The organism is Streptomyces sp. NBC_00775 (genome assembly GCF_036347135.1).
GTDB classification, from domain to species: domain Bacteria; phylum Actinomycetota; class Actinomycetes; order Streptomycetales; family Streptomycetaceae; genus Streptomyces; species Streptomyces lutosisoli.
In genome coordinates, this window is sequence record NZ_CP108938.1 from 10,115,794 (window position 1) to 10,140,686 (window position 24,893).

General features: G+C 71.5%; 23 protein-coding genes and 1 pseudogene. 13 read left to right on the forward strand and 11 right to left on the reverse strand.

Features of this window, described 5'->3' with window-relative positions:
* Nucleotides 1-41: 41 nt before the first annotated feature.
* Nucleotides 42-854, forward strand: a pseudogene (locus OIC96_RS44960) (protein kinase domain-containing protein); the annotation flags it as partial.
* A 234-nt stretch (nucleotides 855-1,088) separates the two neighbouring features.
* Nucleotides 1,089-1,832 (forward strand): hypothetical protein, encoded by a 744-nt coding sequence (locus OIC96_RS44965; RefSeq protein WP_330302277.1) that lies wholly within the window; start codon nucleotides 1,089-1,091, stop codon nucleotides 1,830-1,832.
* 49 nt (nucleotides 1,833-1,881) lie between these two features.
* Here the strand turns inward: OIC96_RS44965 and OIC96_RS44970 are convergent, their stop codons facing one another.
* The 3 genes from OIC96_RS44970 to OIC96_RS44980 form a co-directional block, all read right to left on the reverse strand.
* Entirely contained in the window at nucleotides 1,882-2,814 is a 933-nt protein-coding gene (locus OIC96_RS44970) for an SGNH/GDSL hydrolase family protein (RefSeq protein WP_330302276.1), read from the reverse strand.
* A gap of 168 nt (nucleotides 2,815-2,982) precedes the next feature.
* Nucleotides 2,983-4,689, reverse strand: a complete 1,707-nt coding sequence (locus OIC96_RS44975) for a hybrid sensor histidine kinase/response regulator (protein ID WP_330302275.1) — start codon at nucleotides 4,687-4,689, stop codon at nucleotides 2,983-2,985.
* Nucleotides 4,690-4,697: 8 nt separating this feature from the next.
* Nucleotides 4,698-5,372: a response regulator transcription factor gene (locus OIC96_RS44980; protein WP_330302274.1), complete on the reverse strand. Its 675-nt coding sequence runs from the start codon at nucleotides 5,370-5,372 to the stop codon at nucleotides 4,698-4,700.
* Between the two features lie 288 nt (nucleotides 5,373-5,660).
* On the opposite strand from OIC96_RS44980, the gene OIC96_RS44985 reads away from it, so the two are divergent.
* Nucleotides 5,661-6,122 carry an STAS domain-containing protein gene (locus OIC96_RS44985; RefSeq protein WP_330309968.1) on the forward strand — a complete coding sequence of 154 codons (462 nt, stop codon included), beginning with the start codon at nucleotides 5,661-5,663 and terminating at the stop codon, nucleotides 6,120-6,122.
* Here the strand turns inward: OIC96_RS44985 and OIC96_RS44990 are convergent.
* Together OIC96_RS44990 and OIC96_RS44995 are read right to left on the reverse strand one after the other, a co-directional pair.
* Nucleotides 6,062-7,282, reverse strand: a complete 1,221-nt coding sequence (locus OIC96_RS44990; protein WP_330302273.1) for a PP2C family protein-serine/threonine phosphatase — start codon at nucleotides 7,280-7,282, stop codon at nucleotides 6,062-6,064. The genes OIC96_RS44985 and OIC96_RS44990 overlap by 61 nt on opposite strands.
* A gap of 62 nt (nucleotides 7,283-7,344) precedes the next feature.
* Nucleotides 7,345-8,361: a zinc-binding alcohol dehydrogenase family protein gene (locus OIC96_RS44995; RefSeq protein WP_330309967.1), complete on the reverse strand. Its 1,017-nt coding sequence runs from the start codon at nucleotides 8,359-8,361 to the stop codon at nucleotides 7,345-7,347.
* 145 nt (nucleotides 8,362-8,506) lie between these two features.
* Here OIC96_RS44995 and OIC96_RS45000 point away from each other — a divergent pair, with 145 nt between their 5' ends.
* The 3 genes from OIC96_RS45000 (at nucleotide 8,507) to OIC96_RS45010 (ending at nucleotide 11,143) form a co-directional block, all read left to right on the forward strand.
* Nucleotides 8,507-9,301: a VOC family protein gene (locus OIC96_RS45000; RefSeq protein ID WP_330302272.1), complete on the forward strand. Its 795-nt coding sequence runs from the start codon at nucleotides 8,507-8,509 to the stop codon at nucleotides 9,299-9,301.
* A gap of 111 nt (nucleotides 9,302-9,412) precedes the next feature.
* Nucleotides 9,413-10,411, forward strand: a complete 999-nt coding sequence (locus OIC96_RS45005) for an ArsR/SmtB family transcription factor (protein WP_330302271.1) — start codon at nucleotides 9,413-9,415, stop codon at nucleotides 10,409-10,411.
* A gap of 33 nt (nucleotides 10,412-10,444) precedes the next feature.
* Nucleotides 10,445-11,143 (forward strand): ribonuclease H family protein, encoded by a 699-nt coding sequence (locus OIC96_RS45010; protein ID WP_330302270.1) that lies wholly within the window; start codon nucleotides 10,445-10,447, stop codon nucleotides 11,141-11,143.
* Nucleotides 11,144-11,173: 30 nt separating this feature from the next.
* On the opposite strand, the gene OIC96_RS45015 is transcribed toward OIC96_RS45010, so the two are convergent.
* From OIC96_RS45015 to melC1, 3 genes are all read right to left on the reverse strand, one after another.
* Nucleotides 11,174-11,794 (reverse strand): hypothetical protein, encoded by a 621-nt coding sequence (locus OIC96_RS45015; protein ID WP_406502234.1) that lies wholly within the window; start codon nucleotides 11,792-11,794, stop codon nucleotides 11,174-11,176.
* Between the two features lie 110 nt (nucleotides 11,795-11,904).
* Complete coding sequence (melC2, locus tag OIC96_RS45020; RefSeq protein ID WP_330302268.1) at nucleotides 11,905-12,729, reverse strand: tyrosinase MelC2; 825 nt, start codon at nucleotides 12,727-12,729, stop codon at nucleotides 11,905-11,907.
* Between the two features lie 33 nt (nucleotides 12,730-12,762).
* On the reverse strand, nucleotides 12,763-13,131 hold the full coding sequence (melC1, locus tag OIC96_RS45025; protein ID WP_330302267.1) for an apotyrosinase chaperone MelC1: 369 nt from the start codon (nucleotides 13,129-13,131) through the stop codon (nucleotides 12,763-12,765).
* 338 nt (nucleotides 13,132-13,469) lie between these two features.
* On the opposite strand from melC1, the gene OIC96_RS45030 reads away from it, so the two are divergent.
* The 3 genes from OIC96_RS45030 to OIC96_RS45040 all read left to right on the forward strand — a co-directional run bounded on the left by OIC96_RS45030 (nucleotide 13,470) and on the right by OIC96_RS45040 (nucleotide 16,814).
* Entirely contained in the window at nucleotides 13,470-14,672 is a 1,203-nt protein-coding gene (locus OIC96_RS45030) for an FAD-dependent monooxygenase (protein ID WP_330302266.1), read from the forward strand.
* Between the two features lie 100 nt (nucleotides 14,673-14,772).
* Complete coding sequence (locus OIC96_RS45035; RefSeq protein WP_330302265.1) at nucleotides 14,773-16,218, forward strand: MFS transporter; 1,446 nt, start codon at nucleotides 14,773-14,775, stop codon at nucleotides 16,216-16,218.
* Nucleotides 16,215-16,814, forward strand: coding sequence for a TetR/AcrR family transcriptional regulator (locus OIC96_RS45040; RefSeq protein WP_330302264.1), 600 nt, complete (start codon nucleotides 16,215-16,217; stop codon nucleotides 16,812-16,814). The genes OIC96_RS45035 and OIC96_RS45040 overlap by 4 nt, the downstream gene beginning before the upstream one ends.
* Nucleotides 16,815-16,863: 49 nt before the next feature.
* On the opposite strand, the gene OIC96_RS45045 is transcribed toward OIC96_RS45040, so the two are convergent.
* The gene (locus tag OIC96_RS45045; protein ID WP_330302263.1) at nucleotides 16,864-17,490 is read right to left on the reverse strand and encodes an alpha-ketoglutarate-dependent dioxygenase AlkB; all 627 of its coding nucleotides are present in this window, start codon (nucleotides 17,488-17,490) and stop codon (nucleotides 16,864-16,866) included.
* Between the two features lie 58 nt (nucleotides 17,491-17,548).
* Nucleotides 17,549-18,256 (reverse strand): SDR family NAD(P)-dependent oxidoreductase, encoded by a 708-nt coding sequence (locus OIC96_RS45050; protein WP_330302262.1) that lies wholly within the window; start codon nucleotides 18,254-18,256, stop codon nucleotides 17,549-17,551.
* 102 nt (nucleotides 18,257-18,358) lie between these two features.
* Here OIC96_RS45050 and OIC96_RS45055 point away from each other — a divergent pair, with 102 nt between their 5' ends.
* Nucleotides 18,359-19,201: a helix-turn-helix transcriptional regulator gene (locus tag OIC96_RS45055; RefSeq protein WP_330302261.1), complete on the forward strand. Its 843-nt coding sequence runs from the start codon at nucleotides 18,359-18,361 to the stop codon at nucleotides 19,199-19,201.
* 245 nt (nucleotides 19,202-19,446) lie between these two features.
* On the opposite strand, the gene OIC96_RS45060 is transcribed toward OIC96_RS45055, so the two are convergent.
* Nucleotides 19,447-20,334 (reverse strand): aminoglycoside phosphotransferase family protein, encoded by an 888-nt coding sequence (locus tag OIC96_RS45060; protein WP_330302260.1) that lies wholly within the window; start codon nucleotides 20,332-20,334, stop codon nucleotides 19,447-19,449.
* Between the two features lie 336 nt (nucleotides 20,335-20,670).
* On the opposite strand from OIC96_RS45060, the gene OIC96_RS45065 reads away from it, so the two are divergent.
* The 3 genes from OIC96_RS45065 to OIC96_RS45075 all read left to right on the forward strand — a co-directional run bounded on the left by OIC96_RS45065 (nucleotide 20,671) and on the right by OIC96_RS45075 (nucleotide 24,859).
* Nucleotides 20,671-21,729 (forward strand): tetratricopeptide repeat protein, encoded by a 1,059-nt coding sequence (locus OIC96_RS45065; protein WP_330302259.1) that lies wholly within the window; start codon nucleotides 20,671-20,673, stop codon nucleotides 21,727-21,729.
* Nucleotides 21,726-22,781 (forward strand): polyprenyl synthetase family protein, encoded by a 1,056-nt coding sequence (locus tag OIC96_RS45070; protein WP_330302258.1) that lies wholly within the window; start codon nucleotides 21,726-21,728, stop codon nucleotides 22,779-22,781. Before OIC96_RS45065 ends, OIC96_RS45070 begins: the two co-directional genes overlap by 4 nt.
* A 296-nt stretch (nucleotides 22,782-23,077) precedes the next feature.
* Nucleotides 23,078-24,859: a M4 family metallopeptidase gene (locus OIC96_RS45075; RefSeq protein ID WP_330302257.1), complete on the forward strand. Its 1,782-nt coding sequence runs from the start codon at nucleotides 23,078-23,080 to the stop codon at nucleotides 24,857-24,859.
* Nucleotides 24,860-24,893: the final 34 nt, after the last annotated feature.

Genomic DNA, 24,893 nt, shown 5'->3' on the forward strand with positions numbered 1-24,893 from the left:
CGACTTGGGCCGAAGGGTCGCGCTTTGGTGGCCGGTATGAGCTGGGCCAGCTGCTCGGCCGGGGTGGCTCGGCGGAGTTCTACCTCGCGCATGACACCCGCTTCGGCCGCACCGTGGTGGTGAAGACGCTGCGCGCGGATCTCGCACGCGACTCGTCGTTCCTGACCCGGTTCCGCCGGGAGGCCCAGTCGGCCGCCTCGCTCAACCATCCCGCGATCGTCGCCGTGTACGACACGGGTGAGGAGGACGTCGACGGCACCTCCATCCCGTACATCGTGAGTGAGTACGTTGACGGAGCCACGCTGCGCGACGTGCTGCGCTCTGGTGACAAACTGCTGCCCGAACGCGCCATGGAAGTGACCATCGGGATCCTCCAGGCGCTCGAGTTCGCCCACCGCGCCGGCGTCGTCCACCGCGACATCAAGCCGGGCAACGTCATGCTGACGCGCAAAGGCCAGGTCAAGCTGAGGGACTTCGGCGCCACCCGCGCCCTGGGCGACACCGGCGTGACGCTGACACAGACGGCCGCCGTCATCGGCACGGCCCAGTACCTCTCGCCGGAGCAGGCGAAGGGCGAGCAGGTCGACGCCCGCTCGGACCTCTACGCGACGGGTTGCCTTCTCTACGAACTGTTCACGCTCCGAACTCCGTTCATTGGGGACCACCCGGTGGCAGTGGCCTATCAGCACGTACGAGAAGAGCCGCTGCCGCCGAGCGCAGTGAACCCGGAGATCACGCCCAAGATGGACGCGATCGTCCTGAAAGCGCTGGTCAAAGACCCGGAGTATCGCTACCAGTCCGCCGAGGAGATGCGCGCCGACATCAAGGCCTGCCTCGACGGCCAGCCCCTCGCCAAGCCCTTCTCGCCCTACTGGTTCGCGGTGCCCGAGCGTCGCCCGCTGGTGTCCGAGAGCGATGACCGGCAGATCGCCGAACTAGAGCCGGGAGTGTGGTATTTGGCGGTGGAATGGCACGGGGTGCACCTGGTCGTAGAGGCTCACATCGGGCTTCGGGGGCTGCTGAGAAACACGTCCGGCCTCATACGCGGTTAGGGCACAGGGAGGGAAGGGTCGGCCATGATCGGCGGAGTGAGACAGCGCATACACCTGGACCACGCCGCGGCCACGCTGCTCGAGCACGCGGCGCGATGGACGTCCGAGCACTGCGTGGTCTCTCCCATCCGGTGGCGACAGGGCAAGGACGGTCCTCCCGCCGCCGACCGCAGTGCACTGGCCAGTCCGGACCGCCTGGGAGCGCACGTGGCCCATGTGGGCTGGAAGGTCCGGGTCGTTGTGGAGCTGGAGGCCACGGGGTGGGCGCATCTCCGCTTCCTGGCGGAGAGCGGCGGTGTGCACGAGCGGTGGCGGGTCCGGTCGCTCGACAGGTGGAGCAGCCTGCTGGACGAGGCGGTGTCGCGCGCCTCCCGACTCCGTCTGACGCACGCCCAGTTGCTGGCCCGCACCTGTACCACCGGATGGCTGGACTGGATCCACGGGGAGCTGTGGCTGCTGCCGACGAGCCTGGTCCGGATACGCAGTGGGCTGACGGAGACCGTGGCGAACTCCTTGGGCTCCTCGCTGACGGCGCCGAATCCGGGCCACCTCATCGGCTACGACCCCACGGCCGTCCTGGCCGGACACCGCACCAACAAGGTCATCCCGTTCGACGCCGTGGCAAGGGCCCGTCTGCACGGCGGTCTCACCACGTCGGCCCTGACGGTCTCGATGGTCGACGGCACGCGGCACAAGCTCCTGTGGCTGGCCTCCGAGCCGGCCCGCCGCCTCCTGACGGACCGGTTGCTTCCTGTCCTGGGTGCCCGTCTCATCCAGTGACGGCGCGCCGCCGAACCGATGAATCCGCGCACACTCCTGCTACGGGGTGCTAAGGGGACGCCCCGTCGGTGGCCTGGGCGACGACCCGGGTGATCTCGCGCGTGATGCGCATGATTCCCGGCGAGCGGACCGGGCACGGCTTCGGGGTGGTCGTGGTGGGGGCCAGGCAGAAGTGCAGGTAGTCGTCGTCGCGGTGGAGGGCGGTTCGGTCGCGGGTCGGCTGGGTGCAGTACGCGGGGTGGTCGTGCTCGTACGCCGTGCAGGGCAGGTACTGAGTCCAGGTGTAGCGGGCGGATGCCGGGCTCACCGTCCGGCCGGCGTCGGCGACGAGGTCGCCGGCGGCGCGGGCGCGTGCCTTGTACAGGGTGTTCACGGTCTGGACCCGGGTGGGGGTGATCGGGTCGGGACCCTGGAGGACCCACACGATCCTCGGGCGTCGGGCTCCGCCCGCCTGCGCGATCTGGTCGGTCAGCCGCTTCATGTCGGCTTCGTAGCGTGTGAAGTACGTGCTCCGCGCCTGGTCGTAGGTGATGCCGTCCATGCAGGGCGTGTAGCCCCACGCGTTGCCCCAGAACTGGAGAACGACGAAGTCAGGTCGCAGGGAGCGGACCAGCGCGGCCGCCTTGTCCGCGGTCGGGACGAGGGACTTCTCGTTGGTGCCCTCCAGGTAGTCGCACAGGGTGGTGCCCGAGTACGGGGCGCTCGTGTAGCGGGCGTGCAGCCGGTCCCGGAGCAGCCCGCCGAGCACCTTCTGGTTCTCCATGGCGATCGAGTCCCCGAGATAGAGGACCGTGGGCGCCTTCGCCGGGGCGCTCGGATCCGGGGACACGACGGCTCCCTGGTGAGTGGTCGGGGCCGCCGGCCCCGCGCCTCCGGGCGCCTCGGGAGTGGGTGGCGACGCCTCCGGGCCCGAGGCCGGATCACCGCACGCGCCGAGCAGCAGTGCGGCCAACAGCACGCCCACGATCCACGGCTTCCGCATACGGCAACTCCCGCCCCGCCCGTCGAAAGGGCTCCCCAGGCAAGCACAGTCAGGCGGAAGGCGGAAGACACGCGTCGGCCACGCGGCGTGTCCGGGGACGGAACCTCCGGCGGGCCGCCCCGCCTCAGTCGGTCGGCCCAACTCCGGCACCCGTGAAACCAGCGGAGATCACCGCTCGGGGAGTGTGCCTTCCAGGAGTTCCAGCAGGTCGGCAAGGGGCAGCGGCTTGGCGAGATGGGCGTCGAACCCGGCCGCCGTCGACTGGCCGCGGTCGGAGCCCCGGCTGAACCCGGAGACCGCGATGAGGCGGGCCTTGTGGCCGTGCGGGCGGGAGCGCATCGCGCGCGCCACGGCGTAGCCGTCGATGTCGGGCAGCCCCAGGTCGCACAGCACGACGTCGAAGAGGTGGGACTCGGTGGCCGTGAGCGCGTCCGCGCCGGTGTGCACGGCCGTGACGTGGTGTCCCTGCCGCTCCAGCAGGGTGCGATAGGTGGTGGCGAGGTCCGTGTTGTCCTCGACGATCAGGACGGCCAACTGCCGTGGCGCGGGCCGGGCGGACGGTGTGCGGCGCGGCTCCGGGGCGCCGGAGGGGGCGAGGGGGAGCAGCGCGGTGAACGAGGCGCCGGTTCCCGGTCCGTCGCTGTGCGCGGTGATCGTGCCGCCGTGGAGTTCGACGATCGTCCGGGCCACCGCGAGCCCGAGACCGAGGCCCTCGGGGGTGCTCGGTCCGGCGGGGACGGCCCGCATGAAGACCCCGAACAACTCCTCGGACTGACCCGGTGCGAAGCCGATCCCGTCGTCCTCGACGGTCAGCCGCACCTGCCCGTACGGGGCCCGCGCCGTGGCCGCCGCGTTCGCCGTCGACAGCCGAACCCGCGTACGGCCGCCCGGCATCGTGTACTTGAGCGCGTTGGACAGCAGATTGGTCAGCACCTGGGCCAGTCGCAGCCGGTCCCCGTCGACCAGCACCGGGTCGGCGGGCAGGTCGACGTCGAGGGCGCGGTCCTCGTGGCCGAACAGGCCGCGGATGTCGGCGCAGGCGCCGTGCACGACGGAGCACAGGTCCGTCCGCTCGCGCACCAGCTCCAGGCGCCCGGTCACGGCCCGGGTCCCGTCGAGCAGGTCGTTGCTCATCCGTACCAGCGTGCCGAGCTGCCGTTCCAGCACCGGCAGCGCCGGATGGCCGTCCGGCAGGTCGAGCGCGAGCAGTTCGGTGGCCGCGGTGGCGGCGGCGAGCGGATTGCGCAGCTCGTGCGAGAGGGTGGCGATGAACCGGTCCTTGGCCTGCTGTTCCTCCTTCAACGTCCGCCCCGCCGCGTCGAGTTCGGCGTTGACGCGGCTGAGCTGCTCATTGACCTCGCGGATCTCCCGGGCACGGACGAAGAGGTCGATCTCCATGCCCTCGGCGCGCATCTGCGCCTGGGCGACGGCACGCTCCTGCTCGCGCCCGACCCGGCGCAGATGGACGAAGTCGGTGACGTCCTCGACGCGGTGGATGATGTGGGTCACCCGGCCGTCACCGTCCACCACCGGCGTGTTGACCGGGCTCCAGTACCGCTCGGCGAACGCGCCCTCGTCACTTGTGGGGATGTCGTAGCGCTGCAACGGCATGGAGTCCGTACGCCCGGTGTCCACCACGGTCCGCAGCGAACGGCGCAGGTTCGCCACGCCGTCGGCCGACGGGTCGTCCGGGTTGTCGGGGAACACGTCGAAGATGGGGCGCCCGACGATGCTCCGCTCGGTGCGGGTGGCCGTCAGATACGCACGGTTGACCTCCACGATCGTGAAGTCGGGCGCCAGTACGAGCAGGGGGGAGAGCGTCGCGTCGAACAGGCTCCGGAAGTCCGGGGCGGGATGCGGGGTGCTCGTGGACATGGCGGCCCTCAGGGATCGAGTCGGTAACCGAAGCCGCGCACCGTGGTGATCCGCGGCGCGGGCGTGGGGAGCCCGGAGAGCTTGCCACGCAGCCGGTAGACATGCTCGACGACGGTCGCGGGCTGCTGCCAGGACGCTCCCCAGATCTGCTCCAGCAACTGCTCGGCGGAGAAGACCCGGCCGGGGGAGCGGGCCAGCAGCTCCAACAGGGCGTACTCCTTGGGCCGCAGCGTCAGCGGGATGCCCGCGACGGCGGCCTGATGGCCCGCCGTGTCGACGCGCAGCGCCCCGACCTCCAGGACGACCGGTGCGTCGGGCGGTTGGGAGCGGCGCAGCACCGCACGGATGCGAGCCACCAACTCCCGTTGTGAGAAGGGCTTGACCAGATAGTCGTCGGCGCCGATCTCCAGGCCCGCCACCCGGTCCGCCTCCTCGCCGCGCCCGGAGACGACGATCACCGGGAGGCGGCTGGTGGAGCGCAGCGCCCGCAGCAGTTCCAGACCACTGCCGTCCGGCAGCCCCAGATCGAGGACGGCCAGTGCGATGCCGCCGTCGTACAGGGCGGACTTGCCGGCCCGGGCGTCGATCGCCCACGTGACGGTGAACCCCGCGCGCTCCAGATACGTACGGCACATCAGTGCGAAGTCGGGATCGTCTTCGATCAGCGCGAGGTGAGGACGCATCCCGCACCACCCGGCCCAGTTGCCGCCGCCCCCACGTTGTTGCGCTGGTGAGCGGGCGTTGATGCCCCGACCATGTGGCGAAGGTAGAACAGAAACCGCCCACGGTTCAAGGGGGAGCCGCACGGGGGGAGTTCCGGCGCGGGCTCGTGCGGTGCGGGGATGGATCGCCGCCGCACGGACCCGTGCCGGGACGCGCCGGCTGTCACCTCCCGGTGCCACGGTGATCCGGCCGCGTACGCCCCGACAGGCCCGCGCGCCGCCCACAGAACGGATCGCGACAGCTTGAGCATGCACGCCCTGGAGCGGATCAACAGTGTCTCCTGGCCACCGCCCGGCGACCACGCCCACCTCTACGCGGGAGCCGGTCTGCTGCTCGTCGAACTGCGCGGCGGCATCGACCTGGCCGCCGTCCCGCGCGTACGCCCGTGGCTGGACTCGGTGGCGGCCCTGCCCGCCCGGCTGTACGTCGTGGACCTGCGCCGCACGTCCTTCGTCGACGGCACCGGCCTGGGCATGGTGCTGCGCTTCCGCGAACGGGTCACCGACGCCGACGCGGACTTCGGTCTGCTCTGCGCGCGGCGCGTCCACCGGCTGCTGCGCGCGCACGCAGCCTGGACATGCTCAGCCCCGCGGCCACCCTGGACGAAGCGCTCGCCCGGCGGAGCCGGGGATGCGCCCGCTGACCGACGTCATGTCGGGGGCCGGCGGCGGATGCGGGCGACCAGTACCGCCACGTCGTCCTCCGCGTGACGGGCGTCGAGCTTGAGGAGGACCTCGTCGAGCAGTTCGTCGGCGGTCGCCCCGGGCGGCATCCGCAGCCCGGCCAGCCGGGCGAGCGATTCGTCGATGTCCTCCCCGCGCCGCTCCACCAGACCGTCGGTGAACATCACCAGGGTGTCGTCGGGCGCTAGTGAGCGGGTGGCCGGCTCATAGCCGCCGACGCCGGTGCCCAGCGGGGGACCGACCGGCAGATTCAGCAGCTCGCCGGTTCCGTCCCCGGCGAACACCACCGGCGGCAGGTGCCCGGCCGCGGTGAGCACCGCCGTGCCGCGGGCCGGGTCGACCTGGACGAGCAGACAGGTGGCCGGACGCCGGGTGCCGTCCTCGGCGACCGCGGCGTCCAGGCGGCTCAGCACCCGGTGCGGCGGCAGATCCGTCGAGGCGACGTAGCGCAGCATCGACCGGTACGCGTTCATGTCCACCGCCGCCTCCAGCCCGTGCCCCATGACATCGCCCACGACCAGCAGGGTGCGCCCGAAGTGCAGCCGTACGGTCTCGAACCAGTCCCCGCCCACCAGGGTGCTGCCCCCGGCCGGGAGATAGCGGGTGGCCAGATCGAGGTTGGGATGCGGCCGGCCCGGCTCGGCCAGCAACGCCCGCTGGAGATCGAGGACCGTGCTGCGGAGGGCGTTGTGCTGGCGGGAATGGCCGAGGTGGACGGCGGCCAGCCGTGCCGCGTAGTGCGTGCCGGTGGTTTCCGCGTCGGTGTACGCCGGCCCCCGCCGGACGGTCAGCAGCACCCCGTACAGACGGCCGTGCGCCAGCAGCGGCACCGTCATGACCTGCCGCGGGACCAGGCCGGACAGGTCGAGCGAGGCAGTGATCGGGTGTCCTTCGTCCAGCGCCCGCACGGCCAGGGGACGCGCACCCCGCGCCGGGGTCAGCAGTTCGGTGTGGCCCGCCGTGGCGGCCCGCGAGAGGCCGGGGTCGGGCGTGTACCCGGTGGCCGGGGCGTCCGCGGGCAGCAGATCCACCGCCGCCGCGTCGCAGAAGTACCGGCACACGAACGCCGCGAGCTCGGTACACGTGGTCAGCTCGTCCAAGGTGGTGCCGATCGACTCGACGGCGTCCTCCATGGCGCCGGACGGCGTCCGGTCACCCGCGGGGTCTGCACCGCCTCGGCCCGCCATGCCACCTCCACCGCCGCACACGCCTGGGTCCATCCACGCACGCGGGCGGGGCGCCCGCATGCTCAGTGCCGCGGCGAAAGGTCGTTCACCAGCACCGCCGCCCCCTCGAAGCGGCCCGCCGCGAGGTCCTTCAGGGCCTGCTGGGCCCCGGACAGCGGATAGGTGTGCGTCGTGGCGTGTACGCCGTACCGCGCCGCGAGCGTCAGAAAGTCCCGGCCGTCCTCGCGGGTGTTGGAGGTGACGCTGCGCAGCTCTTTCTCGTAGAACAGCTCGCGCTCGTAGCGCAGGGGCGGGGTGTCGCTCAGGTGGATCCCCGCGACCGACAGGACCCCGCCCCGGTCGAGCGCCCGCAACGCCACCGGGACGAGGTCACCGACCGGCGCGAACAGGATGGCGCTGTCCAGCGGCTCGGGCGGCTCGTCGTACGCCCCGCGGGCGGACGCGGCGCCGAGCTCCAGCGCCAGCCGCCGGGCGGCCGGGTCACGGGTCAGGACGTGCACGGTGGCGTCCTGCGCCACGGCGAGCTGTGCGCACAGGTGGGCGCTGCCGCCGAAGCCGTACAGCCCGAGCCGCCCGCCCGGCGGCAGCGAGGCCCTCAGCAGCGCGCGGTAGCCGATGATGCCCGCGCACAGCAGCGGGGCCAGGGCGACGTCGTCCACATCGGCGGGCAGCCGGTAGGCGTAGGCGGCCGGAACGGTCGTGTACTCCGCATAGCCGCCGTCGGCGTCCCAGCCCGTGTACTCGGAGGCCGGGCACAGATTCTCGGACCCGCGCACGCAGTACCGGCAGGTGCCGTCCGTACGACGCAGCCAGGCGACGCCCACCCGGTCGCCGAGGGCGAACCCGCTCACGTCCTCCCCCGTGCCCGCGACCACGCCGACGACCTCGTGCCCCGGCGTCACCCCCGGCCGGCGCACGGGCAGGTCGCCCTCGGCGACGTGCAGGTCGGTGCGGCACACCCCGCAGGCGCGGACATGCACGAGGAGCTCGTCGGATCGGGGTACCGGCACCGGCTTCTCGACGAAGCGCAGCGGATTCCCGTCGATCGGCCCAGGCCGGGCCACTTCCCACGCCTGCATCATCGCCCGTCCGTCCCGTCGCGTCGACGACCACCGTGCCCGCCCTCCAGTGTCGTGCAGGACACCCCGCTCGGCGCGCGGCCCGGTGGAAGGCTGGCTAGCGTGACAGGCGGAACCGTTCACCGAACCGGAGAAGGTCGACGTCATGGCCGTACAGCCTGAAGGAACGCCCTGTTGGGCGGACGCGATGTTCAGCGATGTCGAGGGAGCGAAGAGTTTCTACGGTGACGTACTCGGCTGGACGTTCGGCGAATCGTCCTCCGAGTACGGCAACTACACGCAGGCGTACGTGGACGGCAAGGCGGTGGCCGCCGTCGTCCCGCCGATGCCCGGGCAGGAAGGCCAGTCCGCCTGGTGTCTGTATCTCGCCTCGCCCGACGCCGCCGCGACCGCGACGAAGATCAAGGACAACGGCGGTGAGGTGCTGATGGAGCCGATGCAGGTCGGCGAGTTCGGCACCATGGCACTGGCCCGCGACCCCGGCGGCGCCGTCTTCGGCGTCTGGCAGGCGGGAACCCACGAAGGCTTCGAGGCGACGGGCGTGCCCGGCGCGTATGCCTGGGCCGAGGTCTTCACCCGCGAACCCGATAAGTCCGACGTGTTCTTCCCGGCGGTCTTCGGGTACACCGCCAAGCAGATGCAGGACGACGCGGTCGACTACCGGATGTACAACCTGGGCGAGGGCACGGTCCTGGGCCGGATGAAGATGACGGACGACTTCCCGCCCGAGGTGCCGTCGTACGTCAACCTGTACTTCACCGTCGAGAACTGCGACGCGGCCGTGGCGAAGGCGACCGAGCGCGGCGGCATCCTGCGCTTCGGGCCCATGGACAGCCCGTTCGGCCGGTTCGCCGCGCTGAGCGACCCGCAGGGCGCGTCGTTCTCCGTCATCGACATGAAGACCACCCAAGGGGACATGCCCAAGACGTCTGACGTGTGAGGCATTCCCGCACGAGGGCAACCGCGTGGATGCGGTGCTCGTCCCACCTTGTGGCCGTGCCGCCTTCGGGTGGCCGGATCCCCCACCAGGACGGCGAGCGAAAGAGACCGCATGCTCCGCATTCACTTCACCTCGCACGATCTGCAGAACATTCGCGTGGCCCGGCAACCCGATCCGCTGTGGGAACTGATCTGCAGCGTCTGCCGGCTGGAAACCGGGGAGGGTCCGCTCGACTTCGGACAGTGGCGGCGCTCGGCCCGTGACCGGCTCTCCAGGGACGCGGTCGCGGGCCGCGCGCTGCGCCCGCTGCGGGCACTGATCCCCACGGCCGGCTACATCCCGGACTTCCTCACCCCGCCGGTCACCGGCGCGGGTCTGCCCGCCGCTCTCGACCAACTGCGCAGCACCCCTCGCCCACGGCTGGTCCGCGAACTGACGCGGCTGGCCGACTCGCGCCCGCTGCCGAACTGGACGACCTCACTGGGCAGACCCGGCAGCGACGCCCTCAAGTCCCTGGCGGGAGCCCTCGGCGGCTACTTCCGCGCGCTGCTGGAACCGTACTGGGCACACATCCGCACGGCGGTTGGCAACGATGTCGACCTGCGCTCCCGGGCCCTCCTCGACGGCGGCACCGGGGCGCTCCTCGACGGACTGCGCCCGCTGGCCCGCTGGAACGCTCCCGTGCTCGAAGTGGACTACCCCACCGAGCGCGATCTGTATCTGGAGGGCCGCGGCCTGCTCCTCGTCCCGTCCTACTTCTGCTGGCGCCGGCCGACCGCGCTGGCCGACCCGGGCCTCGATCCGGTGCTCGTCTACCCGGTCGAGAAGGCGCCCCTCGCCCTCGCGCGCGGCACGGACGACGGGCTCGAACGCCTGCTCGGGCGTACCAGGACCGCCGTACTGACCGAGGTGGCGGGCCGCGGCGCGCGCACCACCTCCGAAGTGGCCGAGGCCGTCGGGATAGCGCTGCCCAGCGTCAGCTACCAGCTCGGCGTCCTGCGCGACGGGGGACTGGTGGCCAGCCACCGCGACGGCAAGTACGTCCTGCACACGGCCACCCCGCTGGGCCGGCGACTCCTCGGCGCGGGCAGCTTCTCCGGGGCCCGGTGAGCCCGCGGCGCGGGGCCCCGGCCGGACCGTGGCATGATCGGGGCCATGCCTGAACGCGTTGTGGCCGCCTGTGACGGGGCTTCGAAGGGAAACCCGGGACCCGCCGGATGGGCCTGGGTCGTCGCCGACGGGGACGAGAGTCCCACCCGCTGGGAGGCCGGCCCGCTGGGCACGGCGACCAACAACGTCGCCGAACTCACCGCGCTGGAGCGGCTGTTGACGGCGATCGCCCCGGATGTGCCGCTGGAGATCCGGATGGACTCCCAGTACGCCATGAAGGCCGTCACGACCTGGCTGCCGGGCTGGAAGCGCAAGGGCTGGAAGACGGCCGCGGGCAAGCCCGTCGCCAACCAGGAACTGGTCGCCCGCATCGACGAGCTCCTCGACGGCCGCACCGTGGAGTTCCGCTACGTCCCCGCGCACCAGGTCGACGGCGACCGGCTCAACGACTTCGCCGACCGCGCCGCGAGCCAGGCCGCGATCGTCCAGCAGCCCGCGGGCAGCGAGCTCGGCTCTCCGGAGCCGCCGTCCTCTCCCGACACGCCTGCCCCCGCCCGCCGCCGTACGACCACGAAGACGGCGCGGCAGAGCACATCGAGCCGCACCATCAAGGCGAAGTTCCCGGGCCGGTGCCTGTGCGGCCGCTCGTATGCGGCGGGTGAGTCGATCGCCAAGCTCGGCCAGGGGTGGGGGCACCCGGAGTGCCGTACCGCCGAGACGAGCAACGCGTAGGCGGCCTTCGGATCAGGGGTTTCCGGAGCTTCAGGGGACTTCCCGAAGAGGTGCGCCGACGGCCAGGCCGTCGTCGAGCTTGGCGACGATCTGTGCGGCGAGCGCGGAGGGGAAGTCCCGTTCCGTCCACGGCCCGACGAGGCTCAGGAATCCGGCCAGCGCGCTCCGCACGGTGTCGAGCAGCACCGGAAGTTCGCTCAGGGGCAGTTCGACCCCAGTGCCGTCCGGGCGTTCCGCGTCCGGCCGGAGCCGGGCGAGCGAGCCGGAGTGCTCCACGCCCGGCGCGGGGTCGTGGCCGAGCCAGGGCGTCTTGCCGTCCAGCAGACCCAGCCAGTCCCGCCAGTTCTCGAGACCGAAGCAGCACCCCGGCGACACGGTGATTCCGGTGGCGGTGTCCCTGAGCCGCAGGCCGCCCGGAGCGATGACGGACTCGACCGACACCAGGCGGCGAAGCAACGCGAGGCCGTCCTGGGGGCCGGGGTCATCGCGTGTGTGCTGCGTCTTGTTGTAGCCGGCCAGGACCGCCATGGCGGTGCCGACCTCCAGCGGCGACAGGTCGCCGGAGAGGGCGAGCAAGCGGTCCGCGGGCTGTTCGGCGGTGGGCCACAGAGTGAAGTCGGTGGCTTCGTAGGTCTCCAGTACGGCGTCCATGATCAGCACGCCTCTCATCCTGCCGATCGGCCCGGCTGAGCGCCGCTCCTTTTCCGCGGGTCGCGGAGGCCCCTGGTGCGAGGATCCTCCGCGACCGGAGCCGGTCCTGATCAGGCGGTGTCGAACGTGTAGTACGCGGTGTGATCCAGCAGATCCGCCGGCCGCACGTCGTTCCACGGCTTCATCGTGTCGTTGAGGTCGACGACGTCGGGGGTACCGGCGAGGGGCAGATAGCCGGAGTCGGGGTGGCGGCGCTGCCAGTCGGCCCACAGCTTGTCTATGTAGGCGTGGTGGAGCCAGAAGACCGGGTCGTTGGGGGAGACACCGGTGGCCATCTGACCGCCCACCCAGACGTGGACGCGGTTGTGCAGATTGACGCCCCGCCAGCCTTCGAGGTGATTGCGGAAGCCGTCCGAGGAACTGTTCCACGGCGCCATGTCGTACGTCGCCATGGCGAGCACGGACTCCACCTCGGCGCGGGTCGGCAGCTCCCGGGTGCTGGCACCGAGCGATCTGCGCAGGTACGTACGGCTGTCGACACGTACGTTGACCGGCCAGTTGCCCGACGCGGCCGCGAACGGGCCGTCCATCACCCGGCCGTCCAGGCTGCGCCCGGTGCCGCCGAGGAAGTCGGGCGCCCACAGGGACGAGCGCGCCGTGCGGTCGGTGCTCCAGTCCCAGTACGGCAGCGCGACGGAGGAGTCGACGGACTGCAGGGCCTGCTCGAACTCGAGGAGGAATCTGCGGTGCCAGGGCAGGAACGACGGTGAACGGTGACCCGTCCGCTCGCCGCTGTCGGTGTCACCCATGATGAAGGCGTTGTGCGTGGTGACGAAGGCGTCGTACCGGCCACTGCGCTTGAGCTGCACGAGCGCGTCGACGAAACGCCGCTTCTCGTCGGCACTCAGGCTCGCCTGGTTCTTGCGTACGGTCATGTGCGGGACTCCACGATCTGCTTGCGGGGTGGGTCAGTTGGTGTGGAAGGGGACGAGCGGGGCCCCTTGCAGCTCCACGACCGCGGCGCGGGCGGCGGCGCGCGGGGTGGGTACGGGGTCGTAGTGGCTGACGACGCTGATCCAGCTGCCGTCGGCGTTCTGCATCACGTGCAGCTCCACGCCGTCGATGAACACGGAGTATGTGGCGCCGTGGTGGTGACCGCCCCCGCTGTCGGGCCGGCCTTCTATTCGGCGGCCTCGGTAGACCTCGTCGAAGGGGTCGGGCCCGCCGTGGTGGTGTTCGGCGGCGGACGCCGCGGGTGCGGCGACGGCCTGGGTTCCGGCCGCGACGGCCAGGGCGGCCGCGGCCCCGAGGGCACGGCGACGAGTGAGTTCCGGCATGCGGAGACCTCCAGTGATCAGCTCTGTTGACGACTCGTCATGCCTATCGGGTCCTCAAAGAGCGGGAGAAATCGCCGAATGTCGGTTGGCTGTGATCCGGACAATTAAGCAAATGTCGTGCAAGGTTGAACGAAGATGATCTTGCTGTCGGAGGGGTTCGCGGGCCGCCGGAGGGTGAAATTCCTCCCGTTGAGCGGCCCGCTGTCGATGATCTTGCTGGGGTGGCCCGCGGTGAGTGGCGCGGCTCACGCCCGCAAGGTGACGTGAACTCCCACGGTGATACCTCCTGCTACTCTTCGTGATCAATTGACCGCTTTGTGCAACAAAGGGGAGTGCGCGTGAAGATCGCGTGCGTCGGTGGCGGACCCGCAAGCCTGTACTTCTCGATCCTGATGAAGCGCCAGGACCCGTCCCATGACATCGCCGTCTACGAGCGGAACCCGGCCGGATCCACCTATGGCTGGGGGGTGACCTATTGGTCGGGCCTGCTCGACAAACTGCACGAGGGCGACCCCGAGTCCGCGCTCGCCGTCAGCGAGAACTCGGTCCGCTGGAGCGACGGGGTGGCCCACGTCGGCGACCGGACGACGGTCCACCACGGTGACGAGGGATTCGGCATCGGACGTCGGCGGATGCTCGACCTGCTCGCCGAGCGTGCCGCATCGCTCGGCGTACGCGTCGAGTTCGAGCACGAGGTCACGCCCGGCCGACTGCCCGACGCGGACCTCGTCGTCGCCGGCGACGGGGTGAACAGCGCGCTGCGCGAGCGTCACGCCGACCACTTCGGCAGCGAGATCACGCTGGGCCGCAACATCTACATCTGGCTCGGCACGACGAAGGTCTTCGACTCCTTCACCTTCTCGTTCGTGGAGACGGACCACGGCTGGATCTGGTGTTACGCCTACCGGTTCAGCGACGACCACAGCACCCTCGTCGTCGAATGCTCCCCGGAGACCTGGACCGGCCTCGGGCTCGACCGGGCGGGCGAGGCCGACGGGCTGGCCCTGCTGGAGAAGCTCTTCGCCGACCTGCTGGACGGACACGGGCTGATCGGCAGGGCGCAGGCCGACGGCAGCGCGCAGTGGCTCAACTTCCGCACCCTGACCAACCGGACCTGGCACCGCGGCAACCTCGTCCTGCTCGGCGACGCCGCCCACACCACGCACTACTCGATCGGCGCGGGCACCACCCTCGCCCTGGAGGACGCCATCTCCCTGGCCGGAGCGCTGCGCGACCATCAGGAACTGGAGTCCGCGCTCGCCCACTACGAGCGGGAACGCAGATCCGCGCTCCTGTCGGTCCAGAGCGCGGCCCGGCACAGCGCCCAGTGGTACGAGAATCTCCCGCGCTACATCCGTCTCCCGCCGGCGCAGATGTTCGCCCTGCTCGGCCAGCGGCACTCACCGCTGCTCCCGTACATCCCGCCGCAGCTGTACTACCGGATCGACCGCGCGGCCGGACAGCTGGAGGCGCTGCGCCGGTTCAAGCGCTGGCTGGGGCCCCGGGTGGCCCGCACGGTGCAGGCCCGCTCCCACCGGTAGCAACCTGGCGATATGTCGGCGGCACATTGGGTGAATGGTGATTCACCGGTATGGTGAATCACCATTCACCTTCTTTTTCGCGTCGACTTCAGGAGTGTTCATGGCGGCCCTGCGCGATCGGCTGGCGGTCCCTGTCCTGGCGTTCGGCGGGATTCTCATGGCCGTCATGCAGACGGTGGTGGTGCCCCTCCTCCCGGATCTGCCCCGGCTGACGGGCGCCTCGGCGAGCACGGTCTCCTGGATGGTGACGGCGACACTGCTGTCCGGAGCGGTGCTGACGCCGGTGCTGGGCCGCGCGGGAGACATGTACGGCAAGCGGCGCGTGCTGCTGATGGCCCTCGGGATGATGACGGTGGGCTCGCTCGTGTGTGCCCTCACGTCGGACATCCGTCTGCTCATCGCGGCGCGGGCCCTGCAGGGCGCGGCCGCCGCCGTCGTACCGCTGTCGATCAGCATCCTGCGGGACGAACTGCCGCCGGAGCGCACGGGTTCCGCCGTCGCGCTGATGAGCTCCACCGTGGGGATCGGCGCCGCGCTCGGTCTGCCGCTCGCCGCGCTGATCGTCCAGTACGCCAACTGGCACGTCATGTTCTGGGCGACGACCGCGCTCGGCGCCTGCGGACTGACGCTGGCCTGGTGGGCGGTGCGCGAGTCGCCCGTACGCGAGCCGGGCCGCTTCGACACGACGGGCGCGCTGGGCCTGGCCGCGGGTCTCATATGCCTGCTGCTGGGGGTGTCCCAGGGCGGTACGTGGGGCTGGACCAGCCCCCGGATCCTGGGCCTGCTCGTGGCCTGCGTGGTCGTCCTGGCCCTGTGGTGGGTGCAGCAGCGGCGTGCCGAGCGCCCCCTGGTCGACCTGAAGCTGGCCGCCCGCCCGCGGGTCGCCCTGCCGCACATCGCCGCGCTCCTGACCGGATTCGCCTTCTACGGCAACTCGCTGGTGACGGCGCAACTGGTGCAGGCGCCGGAAGCGACCGGCTACGGGCTCGGACTCTCCATCGTGGCGACGGGCGTGTGCCTGCTGCCCGGCGGAGTGACCATGCTGCTGCTGTCGCCCGTGTCGGCGCGCATCTCGGCGGCCCGCGGTCCGCGCGTGACGCTGGCCATCGGGGCCGCGATCATCGCCTTCGGCTATGTCATCCGCATCGCGGACAGCCGCGACCTGTGGGTGATCATCGTGGGCTCGACCGTCTGCGCGACGGGCACGACCTTCGCGTACTCGGCCCTCCCCACCTTCATCCTGCGCGCCGTTCCCCCCGGGCAGACCGCGTCCGCCAACGGCGTCAACGTCCTGATGCGCACCATCGGACAGGCCGTGTGCAGCGCCGCCGTCGCCGCCGTACTCGTCCACCACACGAGCCTGATCGGTGGCGCCCCGGTGCCCACGCTGCACGGCTATCTGCTGGCCTTCGCCATGGCGGGTACGGTCGCACTGGTGGCCTGCGCCGCCGCCCTCGCCATACCCGCCGACCCCGCCTCAAGCGACACCCGGCGCGCCCGCCGCCGTACGGCTGCGCCCCGCGACGAAGCCCTCGAAGGAGCATGAGCACCGTGACCACCCCGCACCCCGGTCTCACGGCACCCCCCGCCGCACCGCCGCGCCGTGACGCGGAGGCGACGAAGGCGGCCATCCTGCGTGCGGCCCGTTATCTGCTGGCCCGGCATGCGCACGCGGACATCACGCTCAAGGCGGTCGCCGACCGGGCGGGAGTGAGCGCGCCGCTGATCCTCAAGTACTTCGGTAACAAGGACGCGCTGTTCGCGCGCGTGATGTCCTTCGAGTCCGACGCCGACGCCCTGCTGGACGCGCCGCTGGAGGACCTCGGCCGCCATATGGTCCGCCATCTTCTCGAAGGCCAGACCCAGCGCGGCGCCGACCCCATTCTGCGGATCGTCTTCGCCCCGCTCCAGGGCGAGCAGGGCGACATACTCCGCGCCAACTTCCGTGCCCAGGTCAGCGACCGCCTCGCCGGGCGCCTCACCGGTCCCGACGCGGGCCTGCGCGCCGAACTCGTCGTCAGCACCCTGCTCGGCCTCGGCGTGATGTACGGCATCGCGCGCGGTACCCACCTGCGCGCCACCACGATCGACGACATCGTCGAACGGTACGCACCGACGGTGCAGAGCCAGCTCACACCGTGAGGTGTCCCTCGGAGAGTGGTAGCGCGTTCCGCTCGGTGTGACCGCGGACTCAGTTCACCCCGTGCGGCCGGAACTGGATGCTGATCCGAGGTCCCGCCGCCCGCGCCGTCTTGGGGATGGCGTGCTCCCAGGTGCGCTGGCAGGAGCCGCCCATCACGATCAGGTCGCCGTGGCCGAGCGGGCGCCGCACGGTGTCCCCGCCACCGCGCGGCCGCAGCAGCAGATCGCGTGGGGCGCCCACCGACAGGATGGCGACCATGGTGTCCTCACGGGCGCCCCGTCCGATCTTGTCCCCGTGCCAGGCCACGCTGTCCCGGCCGTCCCGGTAGTAGCAGAGCCCGGCCGTCGTGAACGGTTCGCCCAGCTCGGTGGTGTAGTGCGCGGACAGCGCGTCCCGGGCCTCGTCCAGGATCGGATGCGGCAGCGGGTCGCCCGCGCGGTAGTAGGCGAGCAGCCGCGGTACGTCCACCACGTGCTCGTACATCTGCCGTCGCTCGGCTCGCCACGGCACCTCCGCGGCGAGCCGGTCGAAGAGCGCGTCGGCCCCGCCGAGCCACCCGGGCAGCAGGTCGATCCAGGCCCCGGCGCCCAGCGCGGTCCGGCGCATCCGGTTCAGCGGAGTGAGGTGGAGCTCGTCCGTCTGGTCGAAGAGCGAGCCCTGGAGGTGCATGGCCATGCGACCAGCGTACCCCCGTAATCGAATATATGTTCCATGCCCGGTGTGGTCGTCTCGCTCACCAGGGGACCGGTCCCGAGGCGTCGAAGTAGCCGCCGGTGGGTCCGTCCGGGCCGGTCCGCGCCATGCGGACGATGATCTCGGCGCCCTCCGCGACGGTCTGCGTACCTGTGCGGCCGTTCAGGTCGGTCGCGGTGTAGCCCGGCTCCACCGCGTTGATCCGCATGGCCGGGAACGCCTTCGCGTACTGCGCGGTGATCATGTTGACGGTGGTCTTGGACGCCGGGTAGGCGAGGCCCGGGTAGGCGTACGTCGGGGTGTCGGGGGCGGTGACGAGGGCCATTGAGCCGAGGCCGCTGCTCACGTTCACCACGACGGGGGCGGCGGACCGCCGCAGCAGCGGCAGGAACGCGTGGGTGACGCGTACCACGCCGAAGACGTTCGTCTCGAACACCGATCGCATCATGTCGGCGGTCACGTCCGCGGCGCCGACCACGGTGTTCCCCTCGCCGCGCCCTTCGACGCCGGCGTTGTTGACGAGCACGTCGAGTCCGCCGTCGGCCTCGATGGTCTTCGCGGCGGCGGCGACGGACGCGTCGTCGGTGACGTCGAGGACGACCAGCCGCGCCCCCAGCTGTTCGGCGGCCCGTCGCCCGCGCTCCGGGTCCCGGCTGCCGATGTAGACGGTGTGGCCTGCCTCGATGAGCTGACGGGCGGTCTCGAAACCGAGCCCCTTGTTCGCTCCGGTGATCAGTGTCGTAGTCATGGGTCCAGGTTCCGGCGCGACGGTGCGGGCAGCCAGGAGTCCTGTCTTCCTGGGACTGTCGGTACCAGGCATGTCCGCGCCGGGCGGTGCACAGTTGATGGCATGGCGAGTACGGAGTTCGGGCAGATGGTGCGGCGCTGGCGCGACCGGGTCCCGCCGGAGGCGGCCGGACTGCCGGCCGGCGGCCACCGTCGCGCCGCCGGGCTGCGCCGCGAGGAGCTGGCCCTGCTGGCCGGGATCTCGGTCGACTACGTCACCCGCCTCGAACAGGGCCGGGCGGCCAACCCGTCGGAGCAGGTCGTCGAGGCGCTGGGCCGCGCGCTGCGGCTGTCCGGAGCCGAGCGCGAGCATCTGTTCCATGTCGCCGGGCTCGTACCGCCGGGGCGTGACATGGTGCCCGCCCACATCACGCCGGGCGTGCACCGGCTGCTGGACCGGCTCACCGGCACGCCCGCCGCGGTCTACGACGCGGCGTGGACCCTGCTGCTGGCCAACCCGCTGTACGCGGCGCTGCTGGGCGATCCGTCGGGCTGGCGCGGCAACGAACGCAACGGCGTCTGGCGCAACTTCATCGGCCCGGGCAGCCGCGTCCGCCACACCCTCGAGGAGCGGCGCACCTTCGAGGCCACGCTCGTCGCCGACCTCCGCGCGACCGCGAGCCGGTATCCGGCCGACCAGCGGCTACGGCGCCTGATCGCGGAACTGCGCGCGAACAGCGACCGGTTCGCCGAACTGTGGGAGTCCGGAGCCGTGGGCCACCACGAGGCGTCCCGCAAGACCGTCGACCACCCCCAGGTCGGGCCCGTGACCCTCGACTGCGACATCCTCAGCGTCGCGGGCGGCGACCTGCGCATCATGCTCTACACGGCCGAGCCCGGCACCCAGGACGCCGAACGGGTCGCGCTGCTGGGCGTGTTGGGCACGCAAGCGCTCGCGGAGTCCTAGTCGACGTCGCCGAAGACCCGTACCCCGGGGGCGAACCCCTGGACCGCTTCCTTGAGCCGGGCGGGATCCAGCCGGCACAGCACCATGCCGCGAGTCGACATCGTGGTGCCCCGGAAGGTTCCAGGAGATAACCGACAGGTGGCTCGGCGCCCGGAAGGAGGCCGACGCCCATGAACGACGCCGGCGTCGGCGCGATCCACGCCCCTCGGCGTGTCCACCCGTAGCGGATCTCGTACGAGTCCGGGCTAGAGGTCGGCAAGGACCTCACCGATCACATGCTCGGCGTTGGCCGCGATGACGGGGTTCGTGGTGCGGTAGTACGGGAGTTGGGTCAGGGCCATGGACAGGGCCCAGCCGCGCCCCCGCGCCCACATGGCGTCGTCGGTGCCCACGGCGCTTCGGAACGCGGGTCTCGCCTCGGCGGGGAGGAGATTCCAGGCCGGGATGAGGTCGCTGGCGGGGTCGCCGGTGCCGAGGGTGGCGAAGTCGAGGACGGCGCCGAGGCGGCCCTGGTGGGTGAGCAGGTTCATCGGCATCAGGTCGGAGTGGACCCACACGGGCGGGCCGGTCCATCGAGGTGCCGCCAGCGCGGCCTCCCAGGCCGCGGTCGCGGCCGACGTGTCGATCACGTCGTGGAGCTCGGCGATCGCGGAGCGCGTCTCGCCGTCCACCGCCGTCAGGGGCCCGCCCCGGTAGGCGGGCGGCCCGCCGGGCAGGTCGACCTGTCGCAGCGCGGCGACGAATCGGGCGAGATCGACGGCCAGCGCCTGGGCGTCAGGGAGGCGGCCGGGGACGGGAAGCTCGCCGTCGAGCCAGCGGAGCACGGCCCAGGACCACGGGTACCCCTCCCCGGGCACACCGATGGCGAGGATCTCGGGCACGGCGAAGGGCAGCAGCGGCGCGAGCCGTGGCAGCCATTCCCCCTCCTTCTCCACGTCACCGGCGCCCGCCGGGATGCGCGGGAGGCGTACGGCCATGTCGTCGCCGAGCCGGTAGACGGCGTTGACGGTGCCGGACGACTCGACGCGCTTCAACGGCAGGTCGGCCCACACCGGGAACTGCGCGGCCAGCAGCCGTCGTACGAGCGAGTCGTCGATCCGCGCCTCGTCGGCGTGCATCGGGCTTGCGGGCATGGGCGCCTGCTTCCGGGGTGAGAGGTCAACTTCCGCCATTCTGTGGCTCGTTCACGCTTCCTCGCAGCGCAATTTCGGCTTCCTCGCAAGGCCAGGCAACCTTGCGGGCGCCGCCGTCGTCTTGATCGGCAACGGGTGGGCAGCGCGTGAACCTTGGTGAGTAAGGGATTCCCAGGTGGAAATCCGACGTGCTATACGCTCTGCGTATACATATCGTGTATACGTCGTGCGTATAGCTGAACCGTCACAGGCCGCCGACCCGCTGAAGCCAGCAACAGCCATCACCGCCGGCCCGCGAGCGAACGCGGCCGACCGGTGGCAGACGGAAAGGCATTCATGTACGGCAAGGCCTTCGCCCCGGAGTACCAGGGCGCATTGACCACCCTGTCCGTGAACTCGTCACTGACCGACGTCCTCGCGGCCGGCACCGAGCAACTGCGCTCCGCCGAGCGCGCGGGGGCGCGGGCCGAGGCGGCCCGTTCGGGGCTCGCGGTCGCCGAGGCGCACCGCCGCCTCGGGCAGGTGGCGGATGCCGACCGGGCGTGGAAGGCGAGCTACCGCACCGCCCGCGAGGCCGGCGACACCGGAGCGATGGCATGGGCGCTGTGGAGCGGCGGCACGCTGGCCCGGCAGCGAGGCGCGTTCCCGCTGGCGTGGCGGCTGCTGCGGCTGGCCGCCGAACTCGGCCAGGAGGCGGGGGATGTGGTCGTCCGCGGCTACTCCCTGGCGGGGATGGCGGAGACCGGCCGTATCCAGGGCGACTACGCGGCCGTGACCGCGCTGCACGAACAGCTCCTGGCCGAGGCCCGCAAACGGGGCGAGGCCCGCCACACCGTGTGGGCCCTGGAGGGCATCGCGCAGATACACCGCAACACCGGCGCCTACGACACCGCGTACGCCATGTTCGAGGAGGCGGCCCAGATCGCCGCCCGCGCCGAGGACCGGCGCGGTCACGCCTGGGCCCTGCGCGGCCTCGCGGACATCGTCTCCGTACGCGACAGGGACGTGGACCGCGCGCTGGAACTGCTCGGCGAGGCGGAGGTGTCCTGCCGGGCGATGAACCTGTCCGGCGCGCTCGCCTACAACCACAAGATGCGCGGCAACGTCCTCTACCGGGCCGGGCGGTACGAGGAGGCCCGCGACGTCTACGCGCAGGCGCTCGCGGAGTTCGAGGCGATGAGCGAGCCCCGTGGCCGGGCCCTGTCGCGGCTCGGTCTCGTCAAGTCCCTGGCGCGCCTGGGCCGCGACCGCGCCGAGACCGCCGCCGAACTGGCCGAACTGGCACGGGTGCTGGAGGGGATCGGGCTGCGGCACGCCCGGGACATGGTCGAGCGGGCGCGGACCGAACTCGGCCTCACACCGGCCGGGAGCGTGGACGCGGAGGCTGCCCGATGACCCCTCTCGGTACGGCCCTGCAGTCGCCGCCCGCCGCGCCGGAGATCCTGATCCGCTGCCGCGAAATCGTCGCCCCCGCCCTGGCGGAGGTGATCGGCGGTCTGCACCCCTGGGTGGCGGAGATGGCCGGATACGCGCTCGGCCGCTGCGAGGTGGGCGGCGCCCCCGCGACCCACAGCCAGGGCAAGGGCGTACGGCAGGCGCTCGCCGTACTGGGCGCGGAGGCGGCCGGCGGTCCCGCCGAAGCGGGCGTGCCGGGCGCCGTCGCCGTGGAACTCGTGCACACCTTCTCGCTGCTCCACGACGACATCATGGACGGCGACGCACTGCGCCGCGGCCGCCCCGCCGTGTGGAAGGCGTACGGCACGGGTCCCGCCGTCCTCGCGGGCGACGCGCTGTTCGCCCTGGCCGTGGAGACCCTCACCGCGGGGCCCGCGACCGCGCACGCCGCCGCGGCCGTACGGCAGCTGACCACGGCCTTGCGCGACCTGGTCCGCGGCCAGGCGGACGACCTGCTGTTCGCCGACCGCCCCTGGAGCGGACCCGGGGCGGTCGGTGTGGGGGAGTACGAGACGATGGCCGAGCACAAGACGGGTGCGCTGCTCGGCTGCGCGCTGGCCCTGGGCGCCCAACTGGCGGGAGCGCGGCAGGAGACCACGACCGCCCTGGACCGCGCCGGGCGCCATCTCGGGGTGGCCTTCCAGATCGCCGACGACCTTCTGGGCATCTGGGGCGATCCAGCCGTCACGGGCAAACCGGTCCACGGCGACCTGCGCCAGGGGAAGAAGACCCTCCCGGTTCTCGTCGCCCTGAACGCGCCCGGCCACGGTGCGCTCGCCGAACTCCTCGCCTCACCGGCCGCCCTCGACGACGCCGCCGTTCGCCACGCGGCGTCCCTCGTCGAGCGGGCCGGCGGTCGCACGGGGGCCCTGCGTGAGGCCCGCCGTCATCTCGCCGCGGCGGACGCGCTGCTGGCGGACGCGTCGCTCGCCCCGCGCCCCGCCGGGGAGCTGCGCACCCTGTTGTCCTCCCTCGCCCACCGCACCATCTGACACCTCCGGCGCTGCGACATGGGTCACATACGCGTGTCGATGGGCCTCACCAGGCAACCGCCTCATTCCCCCTCACATCTGTCCGGACGGCGCGCAGTTGGTCACCCGTTGATCACCGAGAAGTGAACATTCGTAAAGAGATCGCCCAGAAACCAATAAAAGGGATCTTTCGTCTTTACATGTACATGAGAAATCTGTGAAGGTTTCGCCTCGGGGCCCAACAGCTCCCACGGCGCCCAACAGCGCCGTGCCTCGTGGTGGTTGGCGATCCCGGCCGCCCTGTTCGAAGGAACTCAGTGCGTAGACCCCACATACGCCGCGTGGCGATAGCCGTCGCGGTGACGACGGCCGCCACTCTCCCGGCGGGCTCCGCCTTCGCGGCCGCGCCCGACTCGCCCGCCCGCGCGGCGGCTTCGGCCTCCTCGCCGGTGGACGCCGCCAGGGCCGCGGCGTTCGCTCACGCGTCGGCCACCGGTGTCACCCAGGGCGACACCCTTCAGGCCAAGGACGTGATGACGGACCCGGACGGCAAGCAGCACGTCCGCTTCGTCCGCACCCACCAGGGCCTCCCGGTCCTCGGCGGCGACCTGGTCGTCCACCTCAGCAGGCAGTCCGGCTACCTCGGTGTGACCCGGGCGGCCGACCACGTGGTCAAGCCGGCCACCACCGAGGCGAAGCTGACGCCCCAGCAGGCCGAGCAGAAGGCCGCCGCGGTCGCCAAGGGTGACGCGGGCAGCGCCGAACTGGTCGTCGACGCCCGTGACGGCGCCGCCGCGCTCGCCTACCAGGTGCGCGTGACGGACAGCGACACCACGGAGGCCGGCGGCTCCCGCACGGTCGTCGTGGACGCCCAGACCGGCAAGGTACGCAGCAGCACCCCCGACAGCGACGAGTTCATCTCGCCGTCCCTGGAGGAGACGCTGCGCAAGCGGGGTGAGTCGGCGACCCCCGAGACGGGTACGGCGGTCACCGGGCTGACCGGCATCAGCGGCGCGACCGCGGCGGGCCACTACCCGGCCACGGTCACCGGCAGCGGCGCCTCGCTCTTCGCGGGCAAGGTGGCGCTGAGCACGACGCAGACCGCGCGGACCAGCTTCCTGCTCAAGGACCGGACCCGGTGGAACACCGAGACCCGGGACGCCAGGGGCCAGGAGCTGGAATCCTTCGCCGGTGGCAAGAAGTTCACCGACGGCGACAACAAGTGGGGCAACGGCACCACGTCCAGCCGTGCCACCGCCGCGGTCGACGCCCAGTACGGCATCACCAAGACGCTGGACTTCTACAAGAAGACCTTCGGCCGCAAGGGCATCAAGAACAACAGCGCCGGTGCCCACGCGATGGTCCACTTCGGCAACAAGGTCGGCAACGCCTTCTGGGACTCGACGTGCGGCTGCATGCTGTACGGCGACGGTGACGGCGACCTGTTCAAGAAGCCCCTGGTCGTCCTCGACGTCACCGGTCACGAGCTGACGCACGGCGTCGTCGACGCCACCGCCGCCCTCGAACCCACCCGCGTGGACCAGGACGGCAACCAGTACGGGGAGCCCGGCTCCCTGAACGAGTCGCTCGCCGACATCTTCGGCTCGAACGTCGAGTTCTCGGCCAACAACCCGAAGAACCCGCCGAACTACCTCCTGGGCGAGAAGCTGGGCCTGGAGCAGAAGTTCCTGCGCCGCCTCGACCACCCCTCCCTCGACAAGCTCGAAGGCACGGTCGACTACTGGGCGCCCGAGGTCTACGACACCGAGGTCCACGCGGGCTCCGGCGTCTCCTCGCACGCGTTCTACCTGCTCGCCGAGGGCAGCGGCCGCAAGACGATCGGCTCGGTGACGTACGACTCGCCGACGTACGACGGTTCGACGGTGACCGGCATCGGCCGGACCAAGGCCACCGCGATCTTCTACCGGGCGCTCACCCGCTACATGGTCTCCACGACCGACTTCCATGACGCGCGGAAGGCCACTCTCAAGGCCGCCGCCGACATGTACGGGTCGAGCAGCACCGAGTACAAGACGGTCAACAAGGCCTGGGCCGCCGTCAATGTGACGGCCGCCAACACCCCCGCCGCGGGGCGCTGACGCACCACATGAGGGCGCCCCGCCATCCGGCGGG